This window comes from Carnobacterium iners (genome assembly GCF_900177385.1).
Lineage (GTDB): Bacteria > Bacillota > Bacilli > Lactobacillales > Carnobacteriaceae > Carnobacterium_A > Carnobacterium_A iners.
On sequence record NZ_FXBJ01000002.1, the window covers coordinates 583,852 to 610,775 of the forward strand.

The following is a 26,924-nucleotide window of genomic DNA, read 5'->3' on the forward strand; positions in this document are numbered from 1 at the left end:
TTAACCCTCCTCATTATAGCTAAATAATTCATTCCCAAGTAAATCAATAATTTTTTTCAAATCTTTAGCTAAAATAACCATCGTTTGGTCAGGTCTAGCAGGAGCAAAAACAAGTTTTTCTTGTTCAAAAAGCTCTTCATCTACTATTATTGGAATCGTATTTTCATATCCTAAAGGTGTTACTGCCCCTGCTTTTTGACCAGTGATCGTTTCCATTTCCTCTTGTTTCACAACAGCTACTTTTTCGCCTACAACTTGCTTTAATCGCTTAAAATCAGTTCGTTTCGTTGTAAAAGTTACAAATGAATAGTACTGTTCAGATTTTCCTTTTAAAAATAGTGCTTTAGTCTCCGTACCTGCGAATCCTTTTTCTGCTTTCATTATTACAGCATCTTCATTTGTATAAATAGGATCATGATTATACAATTCAAAATAAATGGAATGACTTCTTAAAAATTCTTCAAGATTTACTATCATCTTTTTTCCTCCTTATTTGTATATCTACATCTATTTTGTTCTTTTTGACTGTTTTTCAAAAGTACCGTTGAGATTGTCCTACTAAACTACTAATCAGCGACTCTTCATTAGTATAAAATAAAAAAGACCTGTTCACAAAAAAACAAGTCCCATTGTTTGTGTCAAGTTTTTCTCGGTCGTCCTATTACTAGGCTAGTTTGGCGTTCTACTTTTGTACACCTATCTGCTACCGCACGGCTTTGCCGTTTGCTGGCCCATCTGTTTGGAGAACGTTCCAAAAAAATGGAACCTTCCCCAAACAGACAGGAATTATCGAAAACTTTTAATTAACTGCCCCATTGCTGAAGAATGAGGGGCATACAACGGAATCGTTCCTTTCTTTGCCCCAACTGACTGACGCGTCTTTTGATGCATTAAAGACGATACACGAACGGTTTGTTTCACCTTACGTTGTTGTCTTGTACTTCTAGTTTGCTGGTGAAGATATGCTTTACGTAACGTTTGATTTAAGATCCCTTGTTTCACTTTCACCATGGCTTCACAACCGACTTCGCTCCAATGCATTCCACGTTTTTTCATCCGATAAGAAATATGGCGTTGATTCGATTCCATTGCGCCTAAACCTCTGGCATCCTTCGGTACTTGTTCTACTTTTTCTCGCCAATCAAAAATCCGATCCCAATTTCTTAAAAGATAAGTTCGAAAACTAGTCAGTTTTTCTACTGCTTGTGTTTCTTCTAAGGTACTTTCATAAGTGTCCAACCAGATCGTTAGGGCCTCTAAATCATGTTTTTTAAGCGCTTGATGAATGTTCTGTTTAAAGAGATTACTTTGTACACCAAAAGCACGGTTCAGGCCTTGAAAGATGTGATAAGCGTCTAATTGATTCAACACGGGATAATTCGACTGCGAAAAAGTTTCTTGGAATTTATCTGCGGTATAGCCTGGTCCACCATCGCTATTGGTAATGATTTGAGCGTGTTGTAACGCGTAATGAGTCGCTGTAAAAGCTTGTACTTCTGCCCAAAAACCAGCCGTCTTTTTAGTCGTCATAATGGCTTTAGGCTCGTTCAAGGAGACTCTCTTTCCATTTTTCTGCCAGCCTTCATAAACAAGTGCATGATGAACCTCTAAACTTTTTTTCTTTGTTGTCCCACGGACAAATACACCATCTGCTTCGGCATAGAAATAATCGACTTTTTTTCCTTCTGGTAACGCTGCTGACTCTTCTAGCTCAATCACCATTTCTTCGTCTTCACACGCTTGTGCTTCTCCCACTCGTTTAAGGAGGCTGCCTACTGTTTGATGGCTCATCGCTACTGCTGTCCATTCTTTCAGTGTTTCAGCGGTGTCCCGATAGGTACACTTACTGGCTAACTCTGCTACTTTGACTTCTACGAGTGGACTATGACGTTGGTATTTTCTAATCCCCAACCACTCATCTAATGGATAATGATTTTGATTCTCTTGATCTGCCATTAAAGTACGACGGTAACGGACAGGCCCAAAAATAAATTGGACTGTTTTCCAATCTTCTCGCTTTACTTTCCATCCTTCTTGTTGCTTTTGTTCCTTAATCGTTTGGTTTATGTGTATAAATATATCTCCTAATAATTCCGTAAATACTTCATACATATAAAGCTGAATAGATTCTTCTGTAGCAATTAAATCGCTTGATTCCTTTATTATTTCGTATAATTTTGATATAATGTTATCCATAAGAAGGCCTCTTCCATTTATGTATTTGCCGTGTAAGCATACATTTATGATAGAACGCCTTCTTTATTTTTGCTAGTAAAAAGATAATATCCTCTCGAGAACTATTTTACACGTACAGTCCCATTCATCTATTAATTCATCTATTAATTCATTTAAGATTTAAATCTGCTAACGAAACAATTTCTGAGGTGAGTTTGACTTGTCCAATAACTCCTAGTACTGTCGTTGGTGCAGCTAATAAAAATAAAGGACCAGATACGACGGTTGTAATCAGCCCACCTGAAATTTTAGAAAGCCACTTACCTTCACCGATTTTCACTTTTATTAAATTATCTGAAAAATCCTCAATTACGATAGTTAAAGCTTTACTACCAATGCCTAATGTCCACTTACTCTCTTTTTTTATCTGACAGACCCATTCTAACTGATTACCCTCTTGCTCTTGAAGTTCATAGTCTTTTGAAGCAACATATTTTCTGACGTTTTCTTTAAAAGAATCTAATTTTGATAAATCTTTTTTGTAATAAATCTCTTTCATTTTTTATTCTCCTCCGCTAAAAAATTAGTGTATAAGGGTATTATAACACGTTAAGTTTATTAAATATAAAAAGTTTTCTTGTTATTTTCACTACAAAAATAGATTAGAGATAAAAAAAGAGAGAAAGCATTTTTAAAACAATTTCTCTTCTTCTCTTTTTCTATAAAAGAAAATTTTATCTTGACCTACTCTCCAAGTGGTTGATACTCTACTTCTAAACCTTTTTGAACACCTGGTCGCTCTGCAATACGATGAGACCATTCTAAGAAATGAGGGTATTCATCTATATTTAAAAATTCGTAAGAACCTTTATATAATTTTCCTAAAGCTAAAAGACCATACCAAGACCATATAGCAATATCTGCAATACTGTAGCTATCTCCCGCGATATAAGGACGCTGTTCTAAGGTTTTATCAAGTAAATCTAACTGACGTTTCGTTTCCATCGTAAATCGATCGATTGGGTATTTCAACGGCTCTGGAGCATAAGCGAAAAAGTGGCCGAATCCTCCACCAACATAAGGGCCTGCTCCCATTTGCCAGTATAACCAATTAAGTGTTTCGGTTCGACCATGAATATCCGTTGGAATCAGTTGCTCAAATTTCTCAGCTAAATAAAGAAGAATAGAGCCTGATTCAAAAACCTCTAGACGAGGACTTTGGCTTTGGTCAACAAGGGCAGGAATCTTAGAGTTAGGATTAATTGTGACAAATTCTGAACCAAATTGATCGCCTTTCCCGATATCAATCGCATACAAATCATAATCTGCGCCCTCTACACCTAATTCCTTTAACTCTTCAAACATAATAGCGACTTTAATACCATTTGGTGTTCCTAATGAATAAAGTTGGAACGGAGCCTCCCCAATTGGTAATTTTTGCTCAAAACGACTGCCTGCTGTTGGACGATTGCCACCTTTTTTTGCGTTCTCTTCTTCCCACTGCCATACTTTTGGTAATGTATATTCCGTCATCATACCACTCCTCATAATAATCATTTGTGCCTTCATCATACTACTCCTAAACTAATATAACTAAAATTTAGCTCATTCATCTGTGGCAAAATTAGTCGTATCCTTTATCATGACTATTTTTATATCAATAATTTTGATACGAATCTCTCGACTCCTTTAGTACTCTCTCTGCTTTTACCTATTGATAATCACTAGTGTTGCATAAACATAGCTTAATTTGACCTCATTTCTTGTTTTTCTGAAAAAAGGCAAAAAAAGGGAGTGCTTACGCAAAAGATGACTATTTCCAGAAAATTTTGCTTATTCAACTGATTCCATTACCAACGGACACCCTTTCTTTAAGGATCTAAGTCGGTATCAAAAGATTAAACCATTCTTCTGCCGGTTGAAATAACAGATAACGAAAAAATCGTTTGATTTGGAAAACAGACTGGTTACTTTTTGTTTTTAACTTAATCAAATAGGTTAATAAACTGGCAATCATGGCTAAAATCAGCTGATTGACAACCCCTTTTTCACTTCTCGAAAAAAACTTTTTAATCGTCATATGTTGTTTAATATGCTTGAAGAACAGCTCTATTTGCCAACGTGCTTTGTACATTTCTGCAATGTCAGTAGAGGAGCAGTCAAAACGATTGGTAATAAACTGGAGAGTTTTCCCCTTTTTATCTTGAACGGTTTCTAAACGAAATCTGGACGTTAGATGGTTCTGAGCACCTAATGCGACCATTTGGTCGCTGATAACGGACTCACTCTTGGAAGCTACTAATGGTTCTAAAACATGAACTTTTGTATTCTTTTTGATTCTTGTCACAAAGAAGTAGCCCTGCGAGTGCATCGTATCTAATCGTTCAAAATCAAGGTAACCGCGATCAAACACATAAGTCGCTTCAGGTTGATTAACCAATACTTCTAACTGATTTGTATCGTGCTCGACGGCGTTAGTCAGTGTAAATTCATCTGGGTAAAGATGTTCATTATCCATAAAGCAGAGTTTTAAGTGAAGCTTAACTCCTGATGTTGTTTTACGAAAATCAGCCCATTGATAAAGGTTTTGGTTAAGTGAAAACGTCGAAGAATCAATTAGGTAGAGACTATTTCGTTTCGTTACGGGCCTTTTATTTTTAGCCTGACTAACCAGCTGACTAAAAATGGCTAAAAGAATCTCTGAATCTATTTTTGAGAGAGTTCTAGAGAGCTGAGAATAACTGATACTAGTCATACCCATTTCTTTTTGAAGTTCTTTCGAAACAAAAGCCGCATCTATCTCTCTAAGACTTTCTTTTTCGTCATTGATTCCATGAAGAAAAAGTTGAAGAGCTTGGAAGAAACTAAGTTTCTTATGGTATTTATCAAAGTCAACAATCTTTTTTTGAATAGGGCTTGGTAAAAGATTTAGCTTAATGGAAGAAAACCATTTATTAAAAGCAGAATTTGTTTTATACTTATCCATGTGTTAGGTCCTTTTTATTGGTCTTGGATGAGTCATCTGAGTTCAGTATAAAGGACTTTTTTGCATATTGGAATAATATAAACAAATTTGTGAAACACATAATGTTTCATGCAACACTAGTGATTGATAATAATATAAAAGATAACATGGGTGTATGTGTAAAATAGTTCTCGAGATACTATTATTTTTTACTAGCAAAAAGAAAGAAGGCGTTCTATCATAAATGTATGCTTGAGCGGCAAATACATAAATGAAAGAGGCCTTCTTATGAATAAGATTATATCAAAGATTTACCAAATAATAAAGGATTCAAGCAATTTAATAGAGACAGAAGAAGCTATTCAAGTCTGTATGTATGAAGTATTCGCTGAATTAGTAGGAGATGTCTTCACTCATCTCAATCAGGTAATCAAAGAGCAGAAACAAGAGGAAGGTTGGAAAGTGAAACGAGAAGATTGGAAAACCGTTCAGTTTATTTTTGGGTCTGTTCGTTATTGTCGTACCTTGATGATAGATCAAGAGAGTCAAAATCATTATCCGCTAGATGACTGGCTAGGTATTCGGAAATATCAACGCCATAGTCCACTAGTAGAAGTAAAAGTGGCAGAGTTGGCGAGTAACGTTACTTATAGAGATACTGCAGATATGTTAAATGAATGGACAGCTGTTACGATTAGTCATCAAACAGTCGGTAGTCTTCTCAAACGCGTTGGATCCGCACAAGCACGTGAAGATGAAGAGAGCGTATTGGAACTAGAAGAATCAGCTGAGTTGCCGGAAGGAAAAAAGGTAGACTATCTTTATGCCGAGGCTGATGGAGTTTTTGTCCGTGGGACAAAAAAGAAAAAGAGCTTAGAAGTTCGTCATGCCATCCTTTATGAAGGCTGGAATAAAAATGGAAAACGCGTCTCTTTAAAGGAACCCAAAGCCATTATGACGACTAAAAAAACCGCTGGTTTTTGGGCAGAGATTCAAGCCTTTACAGCGAATCATTATGCCTTACAACAAGCTCAAATCATTACAAATAGTGACGGCGGACAAGGGTATACCGCAGACAAATTCCAAGAAGCTTTTTCTCAATCGAACTACCCTGTTTTAAATCAGCTAGACTCTTATCATGTTTTTCAAGGGTTAAACCGTGCATTTGGCGTGAAAACTACCATTTTTAAACAGCAGGTCAAGCAAGCATTAAAGACGCATGATTTAGATCATTTAACTATTTGGTTGGATACGTATGAAAGTACGCTAGATGAAACTTCTGCAGTGGAAAAACTGACTACATTTCGAACCTATGTAGTACGAAATTGGGATCGAATTTTCGATTGGTGCGAAAAAGTAGAACAAGCGCCGAAGGACGCAAGAGGTTTAGGCGCAATGGAGTCCAATCAACGACGTATCTCTTTTCGCATGAAAAAGCGAGGAATGCATTGGAGCGCAGAAGGTTGCGAAGCTATGGTAAAGGTAAAACAAGGGATGTTTAATCACACCTTGCGTGAAGCCTATCTTCACCAACAAAATAGAAGTGCGAGAAATCAACGTAAGTTAAACCAAACGGTTCGTTTATCGTCGTTATTGCATGAGAAAACACGGCAGTCAGTCGGGGCAAAAAATGGGACTATTCCGTTATATGCCTCCCGTTCATCAGCAATAGGACAATTAATTAAAAGTTTTCGTTAATTCCTGTCTTTTGGGAAAAGGTTCCTGGTTTTAGGAACCTTCTCCCAAAAGATGGGCCAGCAAGCGGAGTAGCCGTGCGGTAGCTGATGAGTGTACAAGAATAAAACGTCTAAACTAGCATGGTAATAGGACGCTCGAGAAAAACTTGACACAAACAACATGGGTTAAAAAAATGCGTAGATAACCTATTCATGCTAGAATAAAAATAAGACATTATTGGAGGATGATATTATGAAACAAGAACTCGTTGAGATTTGCCTACGTGTCAGAAATATTGACGCTACTTTAGACTTCTATACTAATCTATTTGATTTTGAAGTTGCTAGCCGCAGAGAATTCCCTGAAAAAAAGTTTGATTTAGTTTATCTGAATTCTCCCGGTTCTTCTGTACAGATTGAGCTCACTTATAATTATGATGCTGAGCCATATAATGTAGGAAATGGCTTCAGTCATTTAGGTGTGGCTGTCGGTGATTTAGAAAAAATGTATGAAATTTGTACAGCCTCTACTTACGAAACAGGTGAGTTAAGAGGACTTTCAGGCGGTACACCAACCTATTTCTTTGTGACAGACCCTGATGGCTATCGCATTGAAGTAAAACGCGCAAAATAATTGTTTGAATAGTTAAAATAGATGCCTGTTGGTAATAACCAATAGGCATCTATTTTTATTCTTTAATTTCCTGCTGTTTTTATTTAAGATTAAATCAATTATTTTCTAAAAATAGTATCATTTATGGTACTATTCTCCGTGATGTATCTAAATGAGGTTTTAGAGTTTTCTCCATCAATAACTTTTTCTTTTCATAATCAATATACAATCGATCACTTACTTTTCTATACCTACGCAACTTATTGTCCTCTGAAATTTCCTTTAACCGAAAATTCCCAATATATCTATAGCTAAATTTCCCGAAATTATCTTTTATCTTAGCAAAAACCACTCTTAAATCACCTAATTCATGATCAACTGTTTTACCGTCTTCACGAATATTCTCTTCTGTGATAACACTCCAGTCTTCATTTAAGTAGTTCAACCATTGACTATGCTCTTCTTTTTCTTTTGTTGAAATAGTCGGAAACCAAACGTGCGTAAGTTCATCATCAATAGTAACTAAGAAGCTTGCTTGTTGCTAGCCTTTATAATTTTTGAAAAACAACTGGTTAGCAACGTCAGTAATTAAACGAAAGCGATAAAAATCATCAATCGATATATATTCTTTTTTCTTTATTTGCTCTTTAATAGATACATCTGTATCCCATTCTGTAATTTTTTTATCTACTATTTTTTCTTTTATCTCTGCTGAAACTGTCTCTATTCTCTCTGTTAATTTTTGTAATGGTAATGTTGCATCAATTCGTTTTAATTCAAATAGACTACTTTCGCGAATGGATGATAATTTTTCTTCAATAGTTAATTCACGTTTTAAATCAGATTTAGTATTTTTTTTATGAAAAGCCTCATCTACTTCTACGCCTACATTTATTTGGGGAAAGTATAAATCGATTAAATAGTATTTATTATTATCACCCTTTACATATTGCTGGGTTACAGGTCGTATATTTAAATAATTAGTTTTTTGCCAGATAGCATTAAGTATATAATTCTCATAATCCTTTCGTTTAGTACGAGAAAAAGTCTTAATTAAATATTCAAGCTTGTTCATCTAATCCTCCTTGTAAAAATTTTCTCTTTCTTTATAAAGTCAAAAATAAATGATTTTCTATAAAGATGATCTACTGATGGTATTATTATTGATTCTAAACTACTCATCTCATTTTTTTTGATACTGTTGTAAGTCGAAAATTATTATCGACAATATTAAATAAATAAATAAAATTATTCCAAAGTGTCGGATAATCTTTATTATCTTCAATCCAATCACGATTAACAATAATTGATACTTCTCTGACATTACCAGTATCACACATTTTTATTGGCTCTTCTAAACCTTTTTCATATCTTATTAAAACACTAGATTGCATATAATGTTTGTTTTCCCCTGAATATATTCATTAAATTTTTTTACTTATACATACTTTGAAATGTTAAAATATTCAATTACATCTTCTAATGACCATTCTTTCTCAATAGAATTGTCATTAATTTTTTCTATAACTTTATCCAATTCCCAGCTACATGCCAAATCATATTCAGATAAAAATTTAACTCTATTCATTTTTATCTCCCCCAATCTTAGTAATATTAAATATATCAGATTCACTAAATTAAGCTCATTTTATAACATATTCATATTTTCTTTACTTAATACTTAATTATAACTAAAAGATCACGCCTCTTGATTCTTTTCCATACCAATATTTTAAATATTTCTTACAAAACCTCATTTACTTATGATATGGTTCATTCTTCATAATGCGAAAACCACGATAAATCTGTTCAATAAGTACTAATCGCATCAATTGATGGGGAAGGGTCATCTTGCCAAAAGAAATCTTTGTATTGCTTCTTTTCATAACTGCTTCACTTAAACCTAAAGAACCACCGATAACAAATACAAGGTTACTTTTTCCTTGAACACCTAATTGCTCGATTTCTTTTGAAAATTTTTCTGATGTTCGTTGATCTCCTTCAATAGCTAGAGCGAATACAAAAGCTTGCTCAGGGATTTTAGCTAAAATTCGCTCTCCTTCTTTTTCTTTTACCTGAATCATTTCTGCTTCGCTCAATTTTTCTGGAGCTTTTTCATCTGCTACTTCTATTAACTCCATTTTACAATAGGCGCTTAATCTTTTAATGTATTCAGCGATACCCATTTTTAAATACTTCTCTTTTAATTTACCAACCGTTATAATTTTAATATTCATAGTTATCCACCTTTATAAATTAGTTATCCACAATAGTTACGCACATGTTCACAACTAGACCACTTCATATGGTATGCGAATGTCCGTTCTCTACCACATATATAGGTGCTGCCTCGCAATAAGCACACTTATCGTTTTGCTTGTCCACAGGTGAAAAAGCCTTCAAAACCGGCAATTCAAAACCTCCATAAACAGCGTCATCTAGACCTTCTTCAATATGTTCTTGACACGCTTTAATATGTTCCATCCACAGCACTCCTTTTATTTTGTGGATAACTTTGTAATCCACGAGTTCTTTCTTTTCTTATTTTACAGCACTTATCCACAATGTCCAAAACTTTTTATTATTTGTTATCCACAAAATAGCTAAGAAAAGAATAAACTCTTCCTTTTTACTACAAATAACCCCCGATTACCTATAAGGCAATCGGGGGTTATTTACAGATTAATTTAGGAGATTGATTCAGAAGTGGTCATCGTTACAGTTGTCTTTTCAAGTTTACCATCACGATAATAGTCTATTTCAACTTCCTTGCCTAATTCTGATTTATAGATTCCTTTACGTAAGGAAATCGTATTTTTAACTTCTTCACCATTAAATTTTACAATAACGTCATATTTTTGAAGTCCTCCTTTTTCTGCGGCTGAACCTTCCTGGACTTGACCTACGACAACACCTGCTGTTACCTCTTTAGGCAATTTGAGTACACTTTCTTTTTGTTGTTCAGAGATTTGAGAAATGTCTAATAAACTTATCCCTAGGACTGGACGAACAACTTTTCCTTCTGTTTCCAATTGATTAATAATATCAACAACATCATTACTTGGAATAGCAAAACCCAATCCTTCAACTGTATCTGCTGAGATTTTCATTGAGTTGATTCCAATAACTTGGCCTGCAATATTAATTAAAGCGCCACCTGAATTTCCAGGATTAATCGCTGCATCTGTTTGGATAACAGTCATTTCCCAGTCTACTACGCTATCCCCGTCTATATCTGTATCAACTGTTCTATTCTTTGCTGAAACGATCCCTTGGGTTACAGAAGAAGCAAAATTTGTGCCTAGAGGAGAACCAATTGCAATTGCTGGTTCGCCTACTTGTATGCTATCAGAGTTTCCGAATGTCGCTGCTTTCTTCACTTTATCAGCAGGAACAGATAGCACAGCTAAATCTGTCCATATGTCTGTACCGATTACTTCGGCTTTAAATTTTGTCCCATCTTTTAGTAAAATTTCTATCGCATCAGAATTATCGATAACGTGGTTATTCGTTACAATATAAGCAGTATCACCATCTATTTTATAAATAACGCCGCTTCCTTCTCCAATTGTTTGTAGATTCGTTTCATTTGTAGGTTCCGTAGTTCCTGAGCCAAAGACTCCATCGAATCCTTCTAAGTTTTGTTCTTTCATATTTATGACCGAAACAACTGAGTCTTCAACTTTTTTTACTGCTTCTGTCACTTCTGAAGTAACATTAACAGTAACATCTGTCGTTGTTACTTTTCCGTTGCCATCTACTAAACCAGATTCTTGTGTTGGAATTCCTCCACCATCTAGATTGTCAGTAGCATATAAATATCCACCACCGAGTAAGGCTACTATTAAACCACCGAGTAATCCGCCTAGAATAATTGCTTTAAATCCTTTATTTTTCTTAGGAGTTACTTCTTTTACATGGTCAGCTTTTTGTTTCATTTTTCACTCACCCCTTGTAATTATTTCTATTATCATTTTAACAGTCTATTTTGAATTTTTCGTGAATAACCAGTGACTTAAATAAGGAATATAAGCTAACAAAAATCTTATTTCATCTTACTAATGGTTGCTTTTATTCTACCGTTATTTTTTTAAAATGACTACTAAAAACCCTTTTCCATAAAAAAATTCAAAGTAGAAAAAGGACTTTTCTACTTTGAATTTTTTTTATTTTTCTAACTAAACAATAAATAATGAAGTTGGCTCACTAGGATCTGTATCATACACGGAAAAAGCTCTGCCAACATCTAGTTCTTTTTCTTTTAAAATATTTTCTGCCGTCATGTGCGCTAATTCTTTCATATTGTTATCTTTACTTAAGTGTCCCAAGTAAATACGTTTTGTTTTATTCCCAATCATTTCAGCTAAAGCTAATGCTCCATCTTCGTTTGATAAATGACCCTTATCGCCTAGAATACGTTGTTTTAAATGCCAAGGATACGGTCCCATTCGCAACATTTGTAAATCATGGTTGCTTTCAAATAAATAGGCATTTGCATCAGATAAAACGCCTCGCATCCGATCGCTAACATAACCTGTATCTGTTAACATAACAAATCGCTTATCATTTTTATGGAAACTATAGAATTGCGGTGCAATCGCATCATGAGAGACACCAAAACTTTCGATATCAATATCCCCAATTGTTATCACTTTGCCCATTTCAAAAATAAATTTTTGCTCGTTTTTAATCTCGCCAATAATCGGTGACATAGCCTGCCATGTTTTTTCATTTGCATAAACATCTAAATGATATTTTCGCGCAAGAACCCCAACTCCATGAATATGATCTCTGTGTTCATGAGTCACTAAGATAGCATCTAAATCTGCAGCATCTCGATCTATTTTTTTAAGCATTTCTATAATTTTTTTACCACTTAATCCACTATCTACTAATATTTTTTTTTTCTCAGATTCAATATAAGTCACATTTCCAGAACTGCCACTAGCTAAAATACTAACTTTTAATCCTTGATTTTGATTGTACAACATTTAACTAAATCCTCCTCGTTCCTCTCGTTTAGTTTATATCAAATTATCTAAAATATCCATAGAACTATTTTTTAAACTAATTTCAAAAAATAAAAAAAGTCATACTATTAGGTCCTGAAATCCTAATGGTATGGCTTTTTTTATTCTTTTCGAGAAGAAGAGTCGTTCGTTGAACTTGGATTAGATGAATCTGATTCGTTAGAAGGTTTTAACCTATTCTTCGTAGTGGACTGAGGTTGCTCCAGTGTTGGGACTTTCAACAGCGTCCCATTAATAGCATCTATACGTTTAACTTGTGTGTCTGTACTAGATTCTATTTCTATAAACCAAGCTGGAGCATACATACTCAGTTCTTCTAAATCTAGCGTCCTATAGTAACTTAATACTGGTTTCTTAACGATTGTATCTGCAGGTATTTCATTATTCTGGTATAAAATACCTACAGCACTCTTATCCGTTATTAATTCCCGACTTTCTCCTTGAACTGTTACTGGTCCAGCATAGCTTTGTTCATAGGAAATAACTCTTTTTGAATTATCTAAATGGAAAATCACTTCTGAGGTACCATCTGCGATAGGAATATTATTAGCGATTTGTGTGAATATGACTTGTTGACTATTCTTTATATAACGAAAAAACTGATAATCTTTATCAAATAAAACTTGGTTATTTTTTACATAAGACGTTAATTTTTCAATATCTTTAGCATTGAATTCTTTTTCCTCTGTTAGTAAGATGGGAGAAGATAAGATACTACTAAAAATAGAGCCTTTTTCTTCGATAATATCTACTTGATTCGCTAGGCTATAACTTTCTGCTAACAAACGATTCGCTTCAGATTGGACATAAGGAACCTTATTTTTTTCATCTTGAAAGGTAGGCAATTCAATATTTGATTTAGACATCTCTTCTATAAAATTCACTTCTGAATTAGAAGAATTTGATGAGAAGTCATTGTAGTTTTTATCAAAGTAAGTGGATAAAAGAAAAGCATTGAGTGCTAGAAAGGTTAAGACAAAAATGATTTCAATTCGTTTAAAGTCCATTTTCTAATCTCCCCCGTTCTCATCAAGTTCTTGAACATTTATCCAACTTCCTTCGGTATAAATATACCAATTCGGATCTAGCGTAATTACGCGATCTGATTCTAGATTGTTCGTCCACGTATATCCTATCTTGATATCATCAATCGTTTCAAGTGTGTAATTTTTTTCAGCTAGTCCTTTTAAAAGATCAGAACCACTCTGCAACGTCTTTGGATTTTTTTCATCAGAAATAGGTGTTTGAGCTACAACCATTGGAACTTGTAACCTAGACATACCGTCTTCTACTACAGTAAGATAAGTAGCACCATACCCTATCGGACTAAAGACAGGAAACCCATCAATGTAACGTCGGTAAGTTACTTCGTTTGTCTGCTTATTGTAATCAAAAAAATGTATTTCATCTGACCAACTTTCATAAAGTGTTAGTTCTTTAAATGAAAGCATTAACGTTTTTGTTAGCGGCATTGCTTTTGAAGAAGAACGGTTACGGTAATAATTTAAAATATTTGTTTCTTCATTTATTCTTATTTCGCTAATGTAATCAAGATACTGAACAGATTGTTCGCTTCTTTTTTCGCGTACTTCTGAAGTATCATCAAACAAACGTCCAATAAATAGGCTGTTGGGTTGTTTTTCTACCATATACGTCAAACAAGGCAATTTTATCTCGTTAATTGGAAGATAAATATACTTTTCACCGATTTCTCTTATTTCTACAAACCGATAAGGAACTCCCTGTCTATGAATAGCTGCCAGTAGTTGTTCTTGGTCAATCTCTTCTATTTCGCTCGTGTAAAGTAACTTATCAGCAGTATTATAAAAGTTGATTTCACTCGGATTTGTCTCAGTTAAATAGATACGGTCAAATGTTTTCTCTAAATATTCTTCTTGTAGATTAGAGAATAAATTACTCATTATACCAAAAGGAATGCTTTTGAAATAAAGCCACTCAATTTTATCATCTTGTTGACTTAATTCTGTTTGGTAATCTCCACTAGAAAAATTAATCGGTTCTTCTAACTTATCTAATTTAATTTCATTAAATACTTTATTTGAAGAGGTTAAAACTTCTTTTTTCATTGTCATTCTCGCTTGCCCTGCATGATGCAAAACAATTTGAGAGGGGCCAAATACACGAGAAAGTTGTCGTTTTATTACTACGGATGAAGACTTTTTCTGTTCATTCCCAGTCTGATTATCATACTGACTTGGCCCCGTCCAGATGCCCCACATCAAAACAAGACTAAGAAGAATTAGAATGATTAATAATGGTCGAATTAACTTGCTCCATTTCACTCCCAATCATCCTCCTCATAAGGAACATAAGGCAACAAGATGTAAAATGTTGTTCCCTCGCCCTCAATACTATTAGCCCAGATTTTACCGTTGTGTTTCTCGATTGCTTCTTTTGAAATAGCAAGTCCTAGACCTGTTCCACCCATTGAGCGTGCACGGGCTTTATCCACACGATAAAAGCGATCAAAAATATGTGGCAAATCTTTTTTAGGAATTCCCATTCCTTCGTCAGTAATACTGATGATGACGTTATCGTGCGTTTCTTTTAAGCTACAATTGATAACGCCGCCCTCAGGTGAATATTTAAGCGCATTATTCATAATATTATCAAATACTTGTATCATTTTATCTGTATCTATCTCCATCCAAATTTGACGATTGGTTATTTCCCGTTTAATTGTATACTTTTTTTCAAACTGATCAGCGGATTGAATCATCATATCAAATCGATCTAGCACATGATTAAATAATCGATTGATATTAACGTATTCTAGAGCTAATGTACTTTCACTAGCATCCATTCTAGATAAGTTAAGTAGATCGGAAATCATTCGAATCATGCGATCTGTTTCTTCTTGTGTAACTTGTAAAAATTTTGGAGCAATAGCTGGATCTTGCCAAGCACCATCAATTAACGCTTCTAAATAACTTTTCATACTAGTCAAAGGCGTGCGGAGTTCGTGTGAAACATTCGAAACAAAATCTCTGCGTTCACGTTCGATTTTTTCTTGTTCAGTAATATCATGTAACACACAAACTATTCCGCTAATAAAACCTGTTTCTCTTTGGATTAAAGAGAAGCCACCTTGTAAAATTAATGGCGTTTCAGGAGTTGAAAAGTCAAAAGTTAATTCTTGATCGTTTTTTAATAAATTACGTAAAGTAAACTCATTTTCTTTTTTTAGTATTTTCAAAATAGATTGACCTACAGCATCTTCTTGCGATGTATTTAACATCTCAAGTGCCATCTCGTTGATAATAATAATTTTCCCTCTACGATCTGTAGCAATTACACCATCTGTCATATGTGTAAGAACACTATTTAACCTTCGCCGTTCAGCTTCTGTGGATTCTTGAGCATCTTCTACTTTAATAGAAAGTTCATTGATTGCTAATGAAAGCTGACCTAATTCATCTTCACTGTATATTTTTACTTGTCCTGAATAGTTTCCACCTGACATTTGGACAGTTTGATTCGTCATTTCAGCAATAGGTTTAGTAATCGCTCTAGAGATAAATAAAGCTAATAAAATAGTTAGCCCCATCGAAATTAAGGATGCATTTAAAAAAATAAAAGTAATTTCTTCAATTTGTTCGTAAACCGTTTCGATATTAGTTTTCAAAGAAATAGCGCCCAATACTTTATTTGAGCCATCACTAGCAATAATAGGAGAAACCAACTTCCAGATTCGGTCGTTGGTTGTTTGGTCTCTATATTGGCTTGTTATTTTACTGTTCAATAATAGCGCTTGATGAACATCACGATCGTTAGAATTTTCACCAACAATCGATTGGTTTGTGCTATCACTCGTTCCTATAATACGATGTTTGGGATTAATAACTTGAGCTTCGATTACACCATTTCCGGAAAAATCCGTTAAAAGTCTAGTGATTTCCTCATTCAAGCTAAGATTTTTATCATCTTTTAATAAAGGTTGAAGAGTATTATCTAAAAATCCTACTTGAAGACGTCTTTCCTCTTGAAAATTATCAATTAACTTTGTTTCTAATTGTCTAACAAAATAAGCACCAATTAATTCTAATGCAACCAATAATAAAATAATGAAAACAAACACAATTTTAAAATCGATTGATTGAAAAAATCCAATTTTCTTTTTCATGAAATTCTACTCCTGTTCGGGGTTTCTTAAATAGTACCCAACCCCGCGCCTAGTAACCAACCAAGTTGGATGACTCGGGCTGTCTTCAATTTTTTCTCTCAATCTTCTTACCGTTACATCTACTGTTCGAACATCACCAAAATAATCGTATCCCCAAACGGTTTGCAATAAATGTTCTCTCGTCATCACTTGACCAAGATGTTTAGCTAGATAATGTAACAATTCAAATTCTCGATGAGTCAGTTCAATTGTTTCTCCTCTTTTTGAAACAATATAAGCATCTGGATGTACCGTTAGTGCCCCAACTTCAATATCATTAGTTTCTTCTTCTTCAACAACAACAGATTTTGCATTGCTGTGTCGTCTTAAGTTTGCTTTCACGCGTGCAACCAATTCACGATTTGAGAACGGTTTGGTTACGTAATCGTCTGCACCTAGTTCTAAGCCAAGAACTTTATCTATTTCCGAGTCTTTTGCTGTTACCATGATGATTGGCATATCGTGCGTTTTTCTTATTTCACGACAAACTTCTAATCCATCAATTTTAGGTAACATCAAATCTAAGATAATCAAGTCTGGCTCAACTTCTTTCACTTGTTCTAGTGCTTCTTCACCATCGTAAGCTATAAATACTTCATAGCCTTCTTTTATTAAATTGAATTTTACAATATCTGAGATTGGCTTTTCGTCATCAACTACTAAAATTTTCTTCATTATAATAAATCCTCCTTGGAGTTTTAATCTTTCAGATAAGGGAATAAAATAAATCTACTCTGCCCTCTATTATACCCAACACGTCGAGGAAGTGCAAAAAAGTAGTATCCGCTTTCTTTCATGAATTTAGCTAAGAACAGATTCTAAAATAGTTTTCTAACATTATTTCCCCGTCTTTTTAAAAACTGTTAACACAATAGTTTCACCAGCCAGTGCTTTTGCTTCTGGATTTAATTCATAGCGATACAAATCACTGCAACCATTGATAATTACTACCGATATCGTTAACTCTTTTTCTTGTTCGATTAAATAATCAAAATCTACCGTGGCTAAGAGCTCTCCACGCTTAACCAACATCCCTATTTTCAAAGAGCTTTTAAACCCTTGACCTCTTAAGGTTACCGTATCTAAACCAATATGAACCAGTACTTCAATGCCTTTATCTGTAACGATACCATATGCATGCAACGCATCTGCAACTTGAAATAACCTTCCGCTGACGGGCGAAAGTACACTCTCTGATGTAGGTTCTATTGCAAAACCATCACCCATCATTTTTTCTGAGAATACAGGATCTTTTACATCTTCAATTGAAATAATTTTACCATCCGTTACAGCATATAATTCTGTTTTTATCGTCTCTTCTACATTCGTTTCTTGTGCTGAATTTTTTGATAACATAATCACTTTAATCATCCCCCAATGACATAGTATCTGCTTATTTCAATAAATTTTTTTATTTGCTGTTCATATAACCTTTATTGTAACGGATAAAAGCTCATTTGACTATATGTTCAAATAAATATGCAGCTTTTATTCCTTAACTTCCTTGAGAAAAAAATGAATTAGACTAGCAGATATGATTACATATTATTTGGATATTCACTCATTTAATGGTAATCTTAAGACGTAAATTATCTTCAAGAATAGAAAGGAGCTCGAAAAATAGATGACTGGTGGAATTATTGCCTTAATCATTGCTGTTTTAGCTTTAATCGTGTTAACCGTATTCGGCTTGAATGTTTTGAAAAAAGTTTCTCATTTAATGAAAGAAATTGATAAAACAACTGTTACTGCCCAAGATAAAATAGATTTTTTTACTAAGGACACAGATGCCATTAAAACTAAACTAGATCAGATAACACAAAGAGTAAATGGATTGTCTATAGAATTAAATATAAAAATGGAAAAAATTGATTATTTTTCTAAGACGACAGCTGATTTTCAAGACGCTTTAGATGAACTAAAAAACTCAATCGAAAGTTTATTTTCAGGATTTTTTAATTTTTCGAACAAAAAATCACCTCAACATACATCTTCTGTTTCTATTTAAAAAAAAACAGCTAAAAAACTCGTTGAAAAAAGAAAAACAGTCTAAATTTATTTTTAGATTTATATAAATTAACTCAACTAAAGGAGAATGTCATCATGTCAAAAAATAATTTTATGGGTACTTTGTTTTTCGGAGCAGCAGCAGCTGTAACAGCTTTATTATTCGCTCCAAAATCTGGTAAAGAATTACGTAATGATATAAAAGAAGAATCACTGTCTATGAAGAGTCAGATAATGGACAAAGTAAATGAATTAGTAGATGAAGTAAAGGTAGCTTATAAAGAAGTTGAAGAAGAAATATACGATGATAACCAAGATTTAGCTGATACTATCGAAAGTATTGAAAATGATTTAGATATAACCGCAAATTTTTCAAATGAATCGGCTATCGAACTAGATCCAATGGCTATTCAAGATGAAGCTCCTCTTGATGAGTCAACAGTAGAAGAATTAACTGCTCATAATGATTTAAAAATAAATGATCACCGTGGACAATTTTAATTTATTTGAATAAAAAAGTTTCTCTGCTTAAAAATGCAGAGAAACTTTTTTTATTCAGTATTTTTTTTCACCCAGACAGACAATGAACCAGCCTCAACAATAAACTGGCCCCATCCATTCTCGTCAATCGTTACAAAATCTTGACTATTTTTTAAATAGTCTACGAATATCTCTCCAGATTGTTCTTCACCAACGTACATATTTTTGTATCCTTTTTCTGAATTAGAAAGAATTACCGCACAACCATGTGGGTTATCTTCATTGCCAAATCGAGTCCAACCAATACAATTAGCATGATCTAAATAATCAACTTGCTCTCCATACGCATAGTTAGCTCGGATATAAAGGAGTTGGTCAATTGTTTCTCTTTGAGGTTCAATTGGGTTATCTCCTTGAATACCATAATAATCACCATAAAAAATACAAGGATAGCCTTTTTCTCGTAATAAAATTGAACCATAGGCCATCGGTTTAAACCATGGCTCAACAAATGATTCCAGTGATTGACCTGGTTGAGAGTCGTGATTGTCAACAAACGTAACTGAATGAGGATCGTTTTTTTGCATCAGCGTTTCATCAAATAGCTTACGCAAGTCGTAATCATTTCCAGATTTTGATGCTTGTTCAAAATTTGTATGCAAACTTACATCAACTAAATCTAGATTAAAGTCTCCTGCTTCTAAATAATTTTCCATTTCGTCATAATCATTTCCCCAATACTCTCCAACTATATAAAATTGTTCGCCAAATTTGTTGCGTATTGTTTTAACTAAGTCAAAAATAAAGTCCTCATTAATATGTTTAATAGCGTCTAATCTGAAGCCGTCTACCCCTGTCTCTTCTACAAACCATTTAGCCCAATTCTTTGTTTCTTCAATTACATCTGGATGGCTATAGTCAATATCAGCGTACATTAAATAATCATAATTTCCATGTTCATCATTTACTTTGCTATCATCTGCCCAACTCTTGTTCTCTCCTTGGATAAGGTAAATAGCTTCCTTACCGTTAGCTTGATTGTAATCAATTCCTGTAAAATGTTCCCATGACCATTTAAATTTTGAGTAAGTATTTTTTCTGCCAGGATAAGTGAATTTAGTCCACCCCGTAATTTCGTAAGCATCACTAACTATTTTATTGCGATCATCAGGATCTACTTCAATAGCTAAAAATTTTTCTGTTTCATCTGCTCCAGCTTTATGATTTAACACAATATCTGCATAAACTTGAATGTCGTATTTGTGCAACTCATCTATTGCTGCTTTTAATTCTTGTTTTACTCCATACTTCGTTCGAATAACCTCTTTTTGTTTAAACTCTCCAAGATCATATAAATCATAAATACCATAACCAACATCATTCGTACCTGTTGCTTTAAAACAAGGTGGAATCCAGACGCTGGTTACTCCTATTTCACTCAAATGTTTTGCATCATCTTTTAATCGTTGCCAATGTTTGCCATCGTCTGCTACAAACCATTCAAAATATTGCATCATAACACCATTTTCCATCGTTTCATCTCCCTTGAGGTTATTTTTCCTTAGACTAAATAATAAGGCTTAAAAGAAATTTTGGCAATTTTAACTTAAGTACATAAAATAAAAAATGTTGAAATCGATTCTTAGTTTATTCGAATTCACTCTTTTTATACTATTATTTAATGATACATTCTACACTAGTCCATATTATTAATAGACTTTATATTTTTTATTCTCTAGTGTTTTTCTTATCTATTTCAAAACGTAAATTTTAAAAGTAAATCTTCAAGAAAAATAAAATAAGAAAACCTATTAGCCATGAAAAAGCTAATAAGTTTTCTTGTTTTGATGACTTGATAATGATTAAAGTTGTGTCCAAATATCTTCTAGCACATTTGTTTGTTCACGATCTGGACCTACTGAGAAAGTTAGGAGAGGTACTCCAATTAATTCAGAAACACGTTGAACGTACTGTCGTGCTTGAATGGGTAGTTCTTCTAAGGTTTTACAACCTGTAATGTCTTCACTCCAACCAGGTAATTCTTCGTATACTGGTTGGCACTCTGCTAATTCTTTTAAGCTTGCTGGGTAGTGCAAAATATGTTTGCCATTTCTCTCGTAAGCTGTACATATTTTAACTGTTTCTAATCCACTTAAAACATCAATTGAGTTTAGTGAAAGGTTGGTAATTCCTGATACACGCTTAGAGTGGCGCATAACGACAGTATCTAACCAACCAATACGACGTGGACGACCAGTTGTTGTTCCGTATTCTTTTCCAACGTCACGGATACGCTGCCCGATTTCATTTTGTAGCTCTGTTGGAAAAGGACCGTCCCCAACACGAGAAGTATACGCTTTGCATACTCCAACTACTTTATCTATTTTGGATGGACCTACGCCACTTCCAATCGTCACTCCTCCAGCTACAGGGTTAGAGGATGTCACAAAGGGATATGTCCCCTGGTCAATATCAAGCATAACTCCTTGGGCGCCCTCAAATAATACACGTTTATTATCATCTAATGCTTCATTTAAAATAACTGAAGTATCACAGATATAGTGCTTTATTTCTTGACCGTATTGATAATATTCTTCGAAAACATCTGAAAATTCAACTGGCTTTGAATCAAATATTTTTGTGAATAATTGGTTCTTTTCTTCTAGATTAATACGTAAACGTTCTTCAAAAATTTCTTTGTCTAGTAAATCTGCGATTCTAATCCCTACTCTGGCAGCTTTATCCATATAAGCAGGTCCAATTCCTTTAATGGTTGTCCCGATTTTTTGATCGCCTTTTGAATCTTCTTGTAATTGATCTAATTGAATATGATAAGGTAGGATAACATGAGCTCGATCAGAAATACGCAAATTATCTGTACTTACTCCATTTTCATGTAGATAAGCCAGTTCTTTAATAAGAGCTTTAGGATTAATAACGACACCATTTCCAATAACGCTTATTTTTTTAGAAGCAAATATGCCAGATGGAATTAAATGAAGTTTAAACGTCTTACCATCAAACTTAATCGTATGTCCTGCATTGTCTCCTCCTTGATAACGTGCAATAATTTCTGCTTTTTCACTTAAAAAATCTGTAATTTTACCTTTTCCTTCATCGCCCCATTGCGTACCAACTACTACTACTGAAGACATCAAAACACCTCGTTTATTTTTATTTTATAAAACACTCGATTAGTTTATCAGTATTCTTAAAAAAATTCAATCAAAATCCGAATATTCCTTATTAAAAAAACGGATTATCATCATATAAGCGAATGATTAGTATTTTATCTATAAAAAATAAAGTTAAAAACGAACGATATCGTCTTTAACCTTATTTTTTATCTTTGGGGTATATCATCTGGGAAATAAGATAGGGATGAAAATTTATTGTATTCCTTAATAAATAAAAGTTTAACGGTCCCACGTGCCCCACTTCTATTTTTCTCAATAATGACTTCTATAATATTTTCTTGACCAGCCATATCTGAGTCTTTTTCTTCATCGCCGTCTTCACGATCGTAATAGTCATCTCGATAAAGAAAAGCAACAATATCCGCGTCTTGCTCGATAGAACCAGACTCACGAATATCACTCAATACTGGACGTTTATCTTGTCGTTGCTCTACTCCACGTGACAATTGGGATAATGCCATAACAGGTACATCCAATTCTTTAGCTAATTTCTTTAATTGCCGTGAAATTTCAGAGACTTCCTGTTGACGGCTCTCTCTACCAGTTCCTTCAATGAGCTGCAAATAATCAATTAAAATAAGACCTAATTCGCCTTTTTCTTGTTTCAATCGACGACATTTTGCTCTGATTTCAGCAACTCTAATTCCTGGTGTGTCATCTATATAAATACTCGCTTTAGATAGACTACCCATCGCTACAATTAGATTTTGCCATTCCTCTTCGGAGAGATTACCGGTCCGTAAATTACTAGCATCAATACTTCCTTCAGCGCAAAGCATTCGATTAACAAGTGACTCTGCACCCATTTCTAAACTAAATATAGCAACTGTTTTATCTGTCTTTGTTCCAACATTCTGAGCAATGTTTAAAGCAAAAGCCGTTTTACCAACAGCTGGTCTAGCAGCTAAAATAATTAGTTCTTCTTTTTGAAGTCCTGCCGTCATCTTATCTAGTGCTTTATAACCTGTCGGTAACCCCGTAATTTCTTCATCGTTTTGGTACAATTCATCAATTCGTGCAATAGAAGTGTTCAAGACTTCTGAAATAGACAAAAAACCGCTCCTGCTACGCTTTTCGGAAACTTCTAATATATTACGCTCTGCTTCATCTAAAATAGATGCAAGCTCTTCTCCTTCATCATATCCTTTTGCAACGATTTCTGTGGCTGTTCGAATTAAATTTCTTAAAATAGATTTTTGCTCAACAATCTTAGCATAATGCTCCATATTGGCAGCAGTTGGAACTATGATAGCTAGTTCAGCTAAGTAAGCCATTCCACCAACATCTTCTAATTGATTTTTAGATGCCAGTGCATTTGTAATGGTTACAATATCAATAGCTTCATTATTGTTATTTAAATCCAACATTGTTTGAAATATAAGTTGGTGCCCGCGTCGATAAAAATCTTTTGCTTCAATAAATTCTAATGCCCCTACAACCGTATCAGGATCTAAGAAAACAGAGCCTAATACAGCTTGTTCAGCTTCGATACTCTGAGGTGGTAAGCGGTCCTGAAAAGCTTCATTTGCCAATTTTCCTCTTCCTTTCAATAGTACAATTTCATTCTACTATTTTTAACGGATTATTCTCCTTATTTTACCTTAGTCCTTTAATAAATACAATCAAATAATACGAACATTTGTTCTTTTTTTATTGCATTAAAAAATGTTTAATCAGCTTTTTCTCTGATTAAACATTTCAGTAAATCGTTTTTATTCAGGTAATACGTTTACTGTCATTGTCGCAACAACTTCAGGATGGACTTTAACGTCTACTTTCATTGATGTAACTGTGCGAATAGGAATATTTAATTCAATTTTACGTTTATCTAATTTTATTCCTAATTGTTTTTGAGCTGCTGCTGAAATTTGTTTGGTTGTAATTGAACCAAATAATCGACCATCCTCAGCTGCTTTAGACTTTATTACTAGTGCATTAGATTCTCTTTCTAATAATTCTTTTATTTCTTGTGCTTCTTGCTTTATTTCTGCTTGTTGTTTTTCTTCAGCATGAATTTTACCTTTTAATTCGCTTAAAGAACCTGTGGTTGCTTCTTTAGCTAATCCATTTTTAATTAAGAAGTTATGTGCATATCCATCAGCTACATTTTTAACTTCTCCTTTTTTACCTTTACCTTTTACATCTTTTAATAAAATAACTTTCATTTTCATTCCTCCTCATCTTGTTTAGCCACTACTATACGCAAATTTTCTTTTGCTTGTGCAATAGTGCAATTTTCTATTTGCGTAGCTGCGTTTGATAAGTGACCGCCGCCACCCAATTCTTCCATAATAATTTGAACATTTATTTCACCTAAACTTCGTGCACTGATTCCTACTTTTCCATCTGAACGTTTTGTGATGACAAAAGCAGCATCGACGTCTGTCATTCCTAACATAGTGTCTGCTGTTTGTGCCGCTACTACTGTATCATAAATCTTATCTTCTTCGCCAACGGTAACAGCCATTTTATCACTAATGAATTCGATTGTTTTAATTAAATGGCTACGAAGTAAATAAGTATCTTTATCTTCTTTTAAGAATCGCTGAATTAAAACAGCGTCAGCTCCACAAGATCTTAGATAACTGGCTGCATCAAATGTACGAGAGCCTGTACGTAAAGAGAAACTTTTAGTATCGACTATAATACCACCTAGCATAGCTGTTGCTTCAATCTTATTAATCGATTCTGATTCATTTGGTTGGTATTCGAATAGTTCTGTAACCAATTCAGCAGTTGAAGAAGCATAGGGCTCAATATAAACTAATACCGGTTTTTCTGGAAACTCTTCACTTCTTCGATGATGGTCGATAATAACGATGTCATTGATTTGATTAACTAGTTTGGGTGCTATAGAAAGTGAAGGCCGATGGTGATCTACCATCACTAGTAAAGTAGTAGAAGTAATCATTTCCTCAGCAATCTCAGGTGTGATAATATAACGACTAATAGAATTATCTTTTTCTACTTCTGCAACTAATTGAGTAATATCTTTACTAAGATTATCCGGATCTATAATAATCCACGCCTCTTTGTTATTCATCTCAGCGATTCTTCGAACACCCAGTGCAGATCCTATAGCATCCATATCAGGATAACTATGTCCTATAATAAAAATCTGATCTGCTTGTTTCATCAATTCTTGTAGAGCTTGACTAATTATCCTGGAACGAACACGCGTTCTTTTTTCCATTGGGTTTGTCTTACCGCCATAATAACGTGGCTCACCGCTCGATGATTTGACAACAACTTGATCTCCACCTCTTCCTAATGCTAAATCAAGATTAATTTGAGCTTGCTTAGCTAAGAGACTCAAGTCATTGTTGTCATAAGCTAATCCAATGCTTAATGTTAATGGAAAATTTTGTTTAGAAGTTCTTTCTCTGATTCGATCAATAATGGCAAATTTATCTTCTTCTATTTTTTCTAAAGACCATTGGTACATCATAACGATGAAGCGATCTTCCGATACTCTTTTTAAATAAATATGGTGTTCTTTTGCCCAATTAGATAATTCTGTTGTAACAAAATTATTCAAATTAGAAATACTTCGATCATTCATCCCTTGAATAATTTCATCATGATTATCTACAAAAATATTTCCAATCGCAATTTTTTCGTCTTCGTATTTCACTTTAATTTGGGCATATTCAGTAATATCCATCAAATAAACGACACGGATATCTTCTTGAACAATAATTTGATAAACGTTCTCGCCCCAATGAACTGTTTGTAAGCCGGAAGACTGACTACTTTGAATGACATCTGCTAATTCTTTATCAATCTCAGTAATTTTTTTACCAAGAACTCCTTGATGCCCGAAATAATTCTGAAGATAAGGATTTGTCCATTGTACTTCATACTCTTCATTAAACAATAAAATACCAATCGGCATTTTGATAAGTGCTTCTTGTTCCCCTCTTTTAATTCGGTATGATAAATCAGTAATATACTTACGAGTTTCTATACTAATTTTTTTAGCCAAATAATATAAAGAAAGAACCGTAATGATAAAAGCAACTAGCAAAACTATTCCAATCGTAAAATGTACAAAAAAACCTAATATGATTGTAACTGTCTGTAACAAACCAATAACAACAGCAAACCATTTAAATTTATTATCATTTAAAAAATTCGGGAGCTTTTCTATAGATAACTTTTCCATAATTAACTCCTTTTAATCTGTCCCTTTATTTAACCAACTACTTGTATTTTAACATGTTTTCTATTCGGATACTAGATATTAGATTTTTTAAAAATTGTTTCATGTGAAACAATTTTTAAAAAATCTAAAACTAAAAACGAAAAAAAGAATCATGATAAATTATCACGATTCTTTCTAACTTTCTTATTCAGCTGTGACGAATGGTAATAATCCCATGATACGTGCACGTTTGATTGCGATTGTTATTTTACGTTGGTTTTTAGCTGAAGTGCCACTAACACGACGAGGTAAAATCTTACCTCTTTCAGAGATGAATCGTTTTAAAAGATCAAGATCTTTAAAATCGATATGTTCAATGTGGTTAGCTGCAATATAATCAACTTTACGGCGCTTGCGTCCGCCTCTACGTTGGATAGCCATTTTTTCTATTCCT

Annotated in this window: 28 protein-coding genes; 4 read left to right on the forward strand and 24 right to left on the reverse strand. The window is 33.9% G+C overall.

The annotated features are described in order from the left end of the window. The 5 genes from B9Y54_RS03035 to B9Y54_RS03055 all read right to left on the reverse strand — a co-directional run bounded on the left by B9Y54_RS03035 (window position 1) and on the right by B9Y54_RS03055 (window position 5,161). Window positions 1-474, reverse strand: a complete 474-nt coding sequence (locus tag B9Y54_RS03035) for a YbaK/EbsC family protein (RefSeq protein ID WP_085560490.1) — start codon at window positions 472-474, stop codon at window positions 1-3. A 312-nt stretch (window positions 475-786) separates the two neighbouring features. Next, entirely contained in the window at window positions 787-2,196 is a 1,410-nt protein-coding gene (locus B9Y54_RS03040; RefSeq protein ID WP_085558908.1) for an ISLre2 family transposase, read from the reverse strand. A gap of 148 nt (window positions 2,197-2,344) precedes the next feature. Then, entirely contained in the window at window positions 2,345-2,734 is a 390-nt protein-coding gene (locus B9Y54_RS03045) for a hypothetical protein (protein ID WP_085558909.1), read from the reverse strand. A 185-nt stretch (window positions 2,735-2,919) separates the two neighbouring features. After that, window positions 2,920-3,708 (reverse strand): glutathione-dependent disulfide-bond oxidoreductase, encoded by a 789-nt coding sequence (yghU, locus tag B9Y54_RS03050; RefSeq protein ID WP_085560491.1) that lies wholly within the window; start codon window positions 3,706-3,708, stop codon window positions 2,920-2,922. Window positions 3,709-4,054: 346 nt separating this feature from the next. Continuing rightward, on the reverse strand, window positions 4,055-5,161 hold the full coding sequence (locus tag B9Y54_RS03055) for an IS4 family transposase (protein WP_085558910.1): 1,107 nt from the start codon (window positions 5,159-5,161) through the stop codon (window positions 4,055-4,057). Window positions 5,162-5,428: 267 nt separating this feature from the next. Here B9Y54_RS03055 and B9Y54_RS03060 point away from each other — a divergent pair, with 267 nt between their 5' ends. Both B9Y54_RS03060 and B9Y54_RS03065 read left to right on the forward strand, forming a co-directional pair. Further along, a complete protein-coding gene (locus tag B9Y54_RS03060) occupies window positions 5,429-6,838 on the forward strand; it encodes an ISLre2 family transposase (protein WP_085558911.1) in 1,410 nt (469 codons plus the stop codon). Between the two features lie 231 nt (window positions 6,839-7,069). Further along, window positions 7,070-7,450 (forward strand): VOC family protein, encoded by a 381-nt coding sequence (locus B9Y54_RS03065; protein ID WP_085558912.1) that lies wholly within the window; start codon window positions 7,070-7,072, stop codon window positions 7,448-7,450. A gap of 121 nt (window positions 7,451-7,571) precedes the next feature. On the opposite strand, the gene B9Y54_RS03070 is transcribed toward B9Y54_RS03065, so the two are convergent. From B9Y54_RS03070 to B9Y54_RS03125, 13 genes are all read right to left on the reverse strand, one after another. Beyond that, window positions 7,572-7,946 (reverse strand): hypothetical protein, encoded by a 375-nt coding sequence (locus tag B9Y54_RS03070; protein WP_159446094.1) that lies wholly within the window; start codon window positions 7,944-7,946, stop codon window positions 7,572-7,574. A 24-nt stretch (window positions 7,947-7,970) separates the two neighbouring features. Further along, window positions 7,971-8,504: an AbaSI family restriction endonuclease gene (locus B9Y54_RS03075; protein ID WP_085558914.1), complete on the reverse strand. Its 534-nt coding sequence runs from the start codon at window positions 8,502-8,504 to the stop codon at window positions 7,971-7,973. Window positions 8,505-8,607: 103 nt separating this feature from the next. Further along, the gene (locus tag B9Y54_RS12265) at window positions 8,608-8,823 is read right to left on the reverse strand and encodes a hypothetical protein (RefSeq protein ID WP_085558915.1); all 216 of its coding nucleotides are present in this window, start codon (window positions 8,821-8,823) and stop codon (window positions 8,608-8,610) included. A gap of 44 nt (window positions 8,824-8,867) precedes the next feature. Further along, window positions 8,868-9,017 (reverse strand): hypothetical protein, encoded by a 150-nt coding sequence (locus tag B9Y54_RS12270; RefSeq protein ID WP_159446042.1) that lies wholly within the window; start codon window positions 9,015-9,017, stop codon window positions 8,868-8,870. Window positions 9,018-9,186: 169 nt separating this feature from the next. Continuing rightward, on the reverse strand, window positions 9,187-9,666 hold the full coding sequence (rlmH, locus tag B9Y54_RS03085) for a 23S rRNA (pseudouridine(1915)-N(3))-methyltransferase RlmH (protein WP_085558916.1): 480 nt from the start codon (window positions 9,664-9,666) through the stop codon (window positions 9,187-9,189). Window positions 9,667-9,730: 64 nt separating this feature from the next. Beyond that, window positions 9,731-9,913 (reverse strand): CxxH/CxxC protein, encoded by a 183-nt coding sequence (locus tag B9Y54_RS03090; protein ID WP_085558917.1) that lies wholly within the window; start codon window positions 9,911-9,913, stop codon window positions 9,731-9,733. A gap of 203 nt (window positions 9,914-10,116) precedes the next feature. After that, window positions 10,117-11,367 carry a S1C family serine protease gene (locus B9Y54_RS03095; protein WP_085558918.1) on the reverse strand — a complete coding sequence of 417 codons (1,251 nt, stop codon included), beginning with the start codon at window positions 11,365-11,367 and terminating at the stop codon, window positions 10,117-10,119. 240 nt (window positions 11,368-11,607) lie between these two features. Continuing rightward, window positions 11,608-12,420 (reverse strand): MBL fold metallo-hydrolase, encoded by an 813-nt coding sequence (locus B9Y54_RS03100; protein ID WP_085558919.1) that lies wholly within the window; start codon window positions 12,418-12,420, stop codon window positions 11,608-11,610. A 140-nt stretch (window positions 12,421-12,560) separates the two neighbouring features. Continuing rightward, on the reverse strand, window positions 12,561-13,466 hold the full coding sequence (locus tag B9Y54_RS03105) for a two-component system regulatory protein YycI (protein WP_085558920.1): 906 nt from the start codon (window positions 13,464-13,466) through the stop codon (window positions 12,561-12,563). Between the two features lie 3 nt (window positions 13,467-13,469). After that, on the reverse strand, window positions 13,470-14,762 hold the full coding sequence (locus B9Y54_RS03110; RefSeq protein WP_085558921.1) for a YycH family regulatory protein: 1,293 nt from the start codon (window positions 14,760-14,762) through the stop codon (window positions 13,470-13,472). Beyond that, window positions 14,759-16,603 carry a cell wall metabolism sensor histidine kinase WalK gene (gene walK / locus B9Y54_RS03115; protein ID WP_085558922.1) on the reverse strand — a complete coding sequence of 615 codons (1,845 nt, stop codon included), beginning with the start codon at window positions 16,601-16,603 and terminating at the stop codon, window positions 14,759-14,761. The genes B9Y54_RS03110 and walK overlap by 4 nt, the downstream gene beginning before the upstream one ends. Window positions 16,604-16,609: 6 nt before the next feature. Beyond that, window positions 16,610-17,317 (reverse strand): response regulator YycF, encoded by a 708-nt coding sequence (gene yycF, locus B9Y54_RS03120; protein ID WP_085558923.1) that lies wholly within the window; start codon window positions 17,315-17,317, stop codon window positions 16,610-16,612. Window positions 17,318-17,479: 162 nt separating this feature from the next. Further along, window positions 17,480-17,998 (reverse strand): PTS sugar transporter subunit IIA, encoded by a 519-nt coding sequence (locus tag B9Y54_RS03125; protein ID WP_085560492.1) that lies wholly within the window; start codon window positions 17,996-17,998, stop codon window positions 17,480-17,482. 268 nt (window positions 17,999-18,266) lie between these two features. Here B9Y54_RS03125 and B9Y54_RS03130 point away from each other — a divergent pair, with 268 nt between their 5' ends. Both B9Y54_RS03130 and B9Y54_RS03135 read left to right on the forward strand, forming a co-directional pair. Beyond that, entirely contained in the window at window positions 18,267-18,650 is a 384-nt protein-coding gene (locus tag B9Y54_RS03130) for a DUF948 domain-containing protein (protein ID WP_085558924.1), read from the forward strand. 95 nt (window positions 18,651-18,745) lie between these two features. Beyond that, window positions 18,746-19,150: a YtxH domain-containing protein gene (locus tag B9Y54_RS03135; protein WP_085558925.1), complete on the forward strand. Its 405-nt coding sequence runs from the start codon at window positions 18,746-18,748 to the stop codon at window positions 19,148-19,150. Between the two features lie 50 nt (window positions 19,151-19,200). On the opposite strand, the gene B9Y54_RS03140 is transcribed toward B9Y54_RS03135, so the two are convergent. From B9Y54_RS03140 to rpsR, 6 genes are all read right to left on the reverse strand, one after another. Next, window positions 19,201-20,661, reverse strand: coding sequence for an alpha-amylase (locus B9Y54_RS03140; RefSeq protein ID WP_085558926.1), 1,461 nt, complete (start codon window positions 20,659-20,661; stop codon window positions 19,201-19,203). A 330-nt stretch (window positions 20,662-20,991) separates the two neighbouring features. Beyond that, on the reverse strand, window positions 20,992-22,284 hold the full coding sequence (locus B9Y54_RS03145; protein ID WP_085558927.1) for an adenylosuccinate synthase: 1,293 nt from the start codon (window positions 22,282-22,284) through the stop codon (window positions 20,992-20,994). 188 nt (window positions 22,285-22,472) lie between these two features. Continuing rightward, window positions 22,473-23,858: a replicative DNA helicase gene (gene dnaB, locus B9Y54_RS03150; protein WP_085558928.1), complete on the reverse strand. Its 1,386-nt coding sequence runs from the start codon at window positions 23,856-23,858 to the stop codon at window positions 22,473-22,475. Window positions 23,859-24,038: 180 nt separating this feature from the next. Next, window positions 24,039-24,491 carry a 50S ribosomal protein L9 gene (rplI, locus tag B9Y54_RS03155; protein WP_085558929.1) on the reverse strand — a complete coding sequence of 151 codons (453 nt, stop codon included), beginning with the start codon at window positions 24,489-24,491 and terminating at the stop codon, window positions 24,039-24,041. A 2-nt stretch (window positions 24,492-24,493) separates the two neighbouring features. Next, complete coding sequence (locus B9Y54_RS03160; protein WP_090005082.1) at window positions 24,494-26,491, reverse strand: DHH family phosphoesterase; 1,998 nt, start codon at window positions 26,489-26,491, stop codon at window positions 24,494-24,496. A gap of 183 nt (window positions 26,492-26,674) precedes the next feature. Further along, window positions 26,675-26,911 (reverse strand): 30S ribosomal protein S18, encoded by a 237-nt coding sequence (gene rpsR / locus B9Y54_RS03165; RefSeq protein ID WP_085558931.1) that lies wholly within the window; start codon window positions 26,909-26,911, stop codon window positions 26,675-26,677. Window positions 26,912-26,924: the final 13 nt, after the last annotated feature.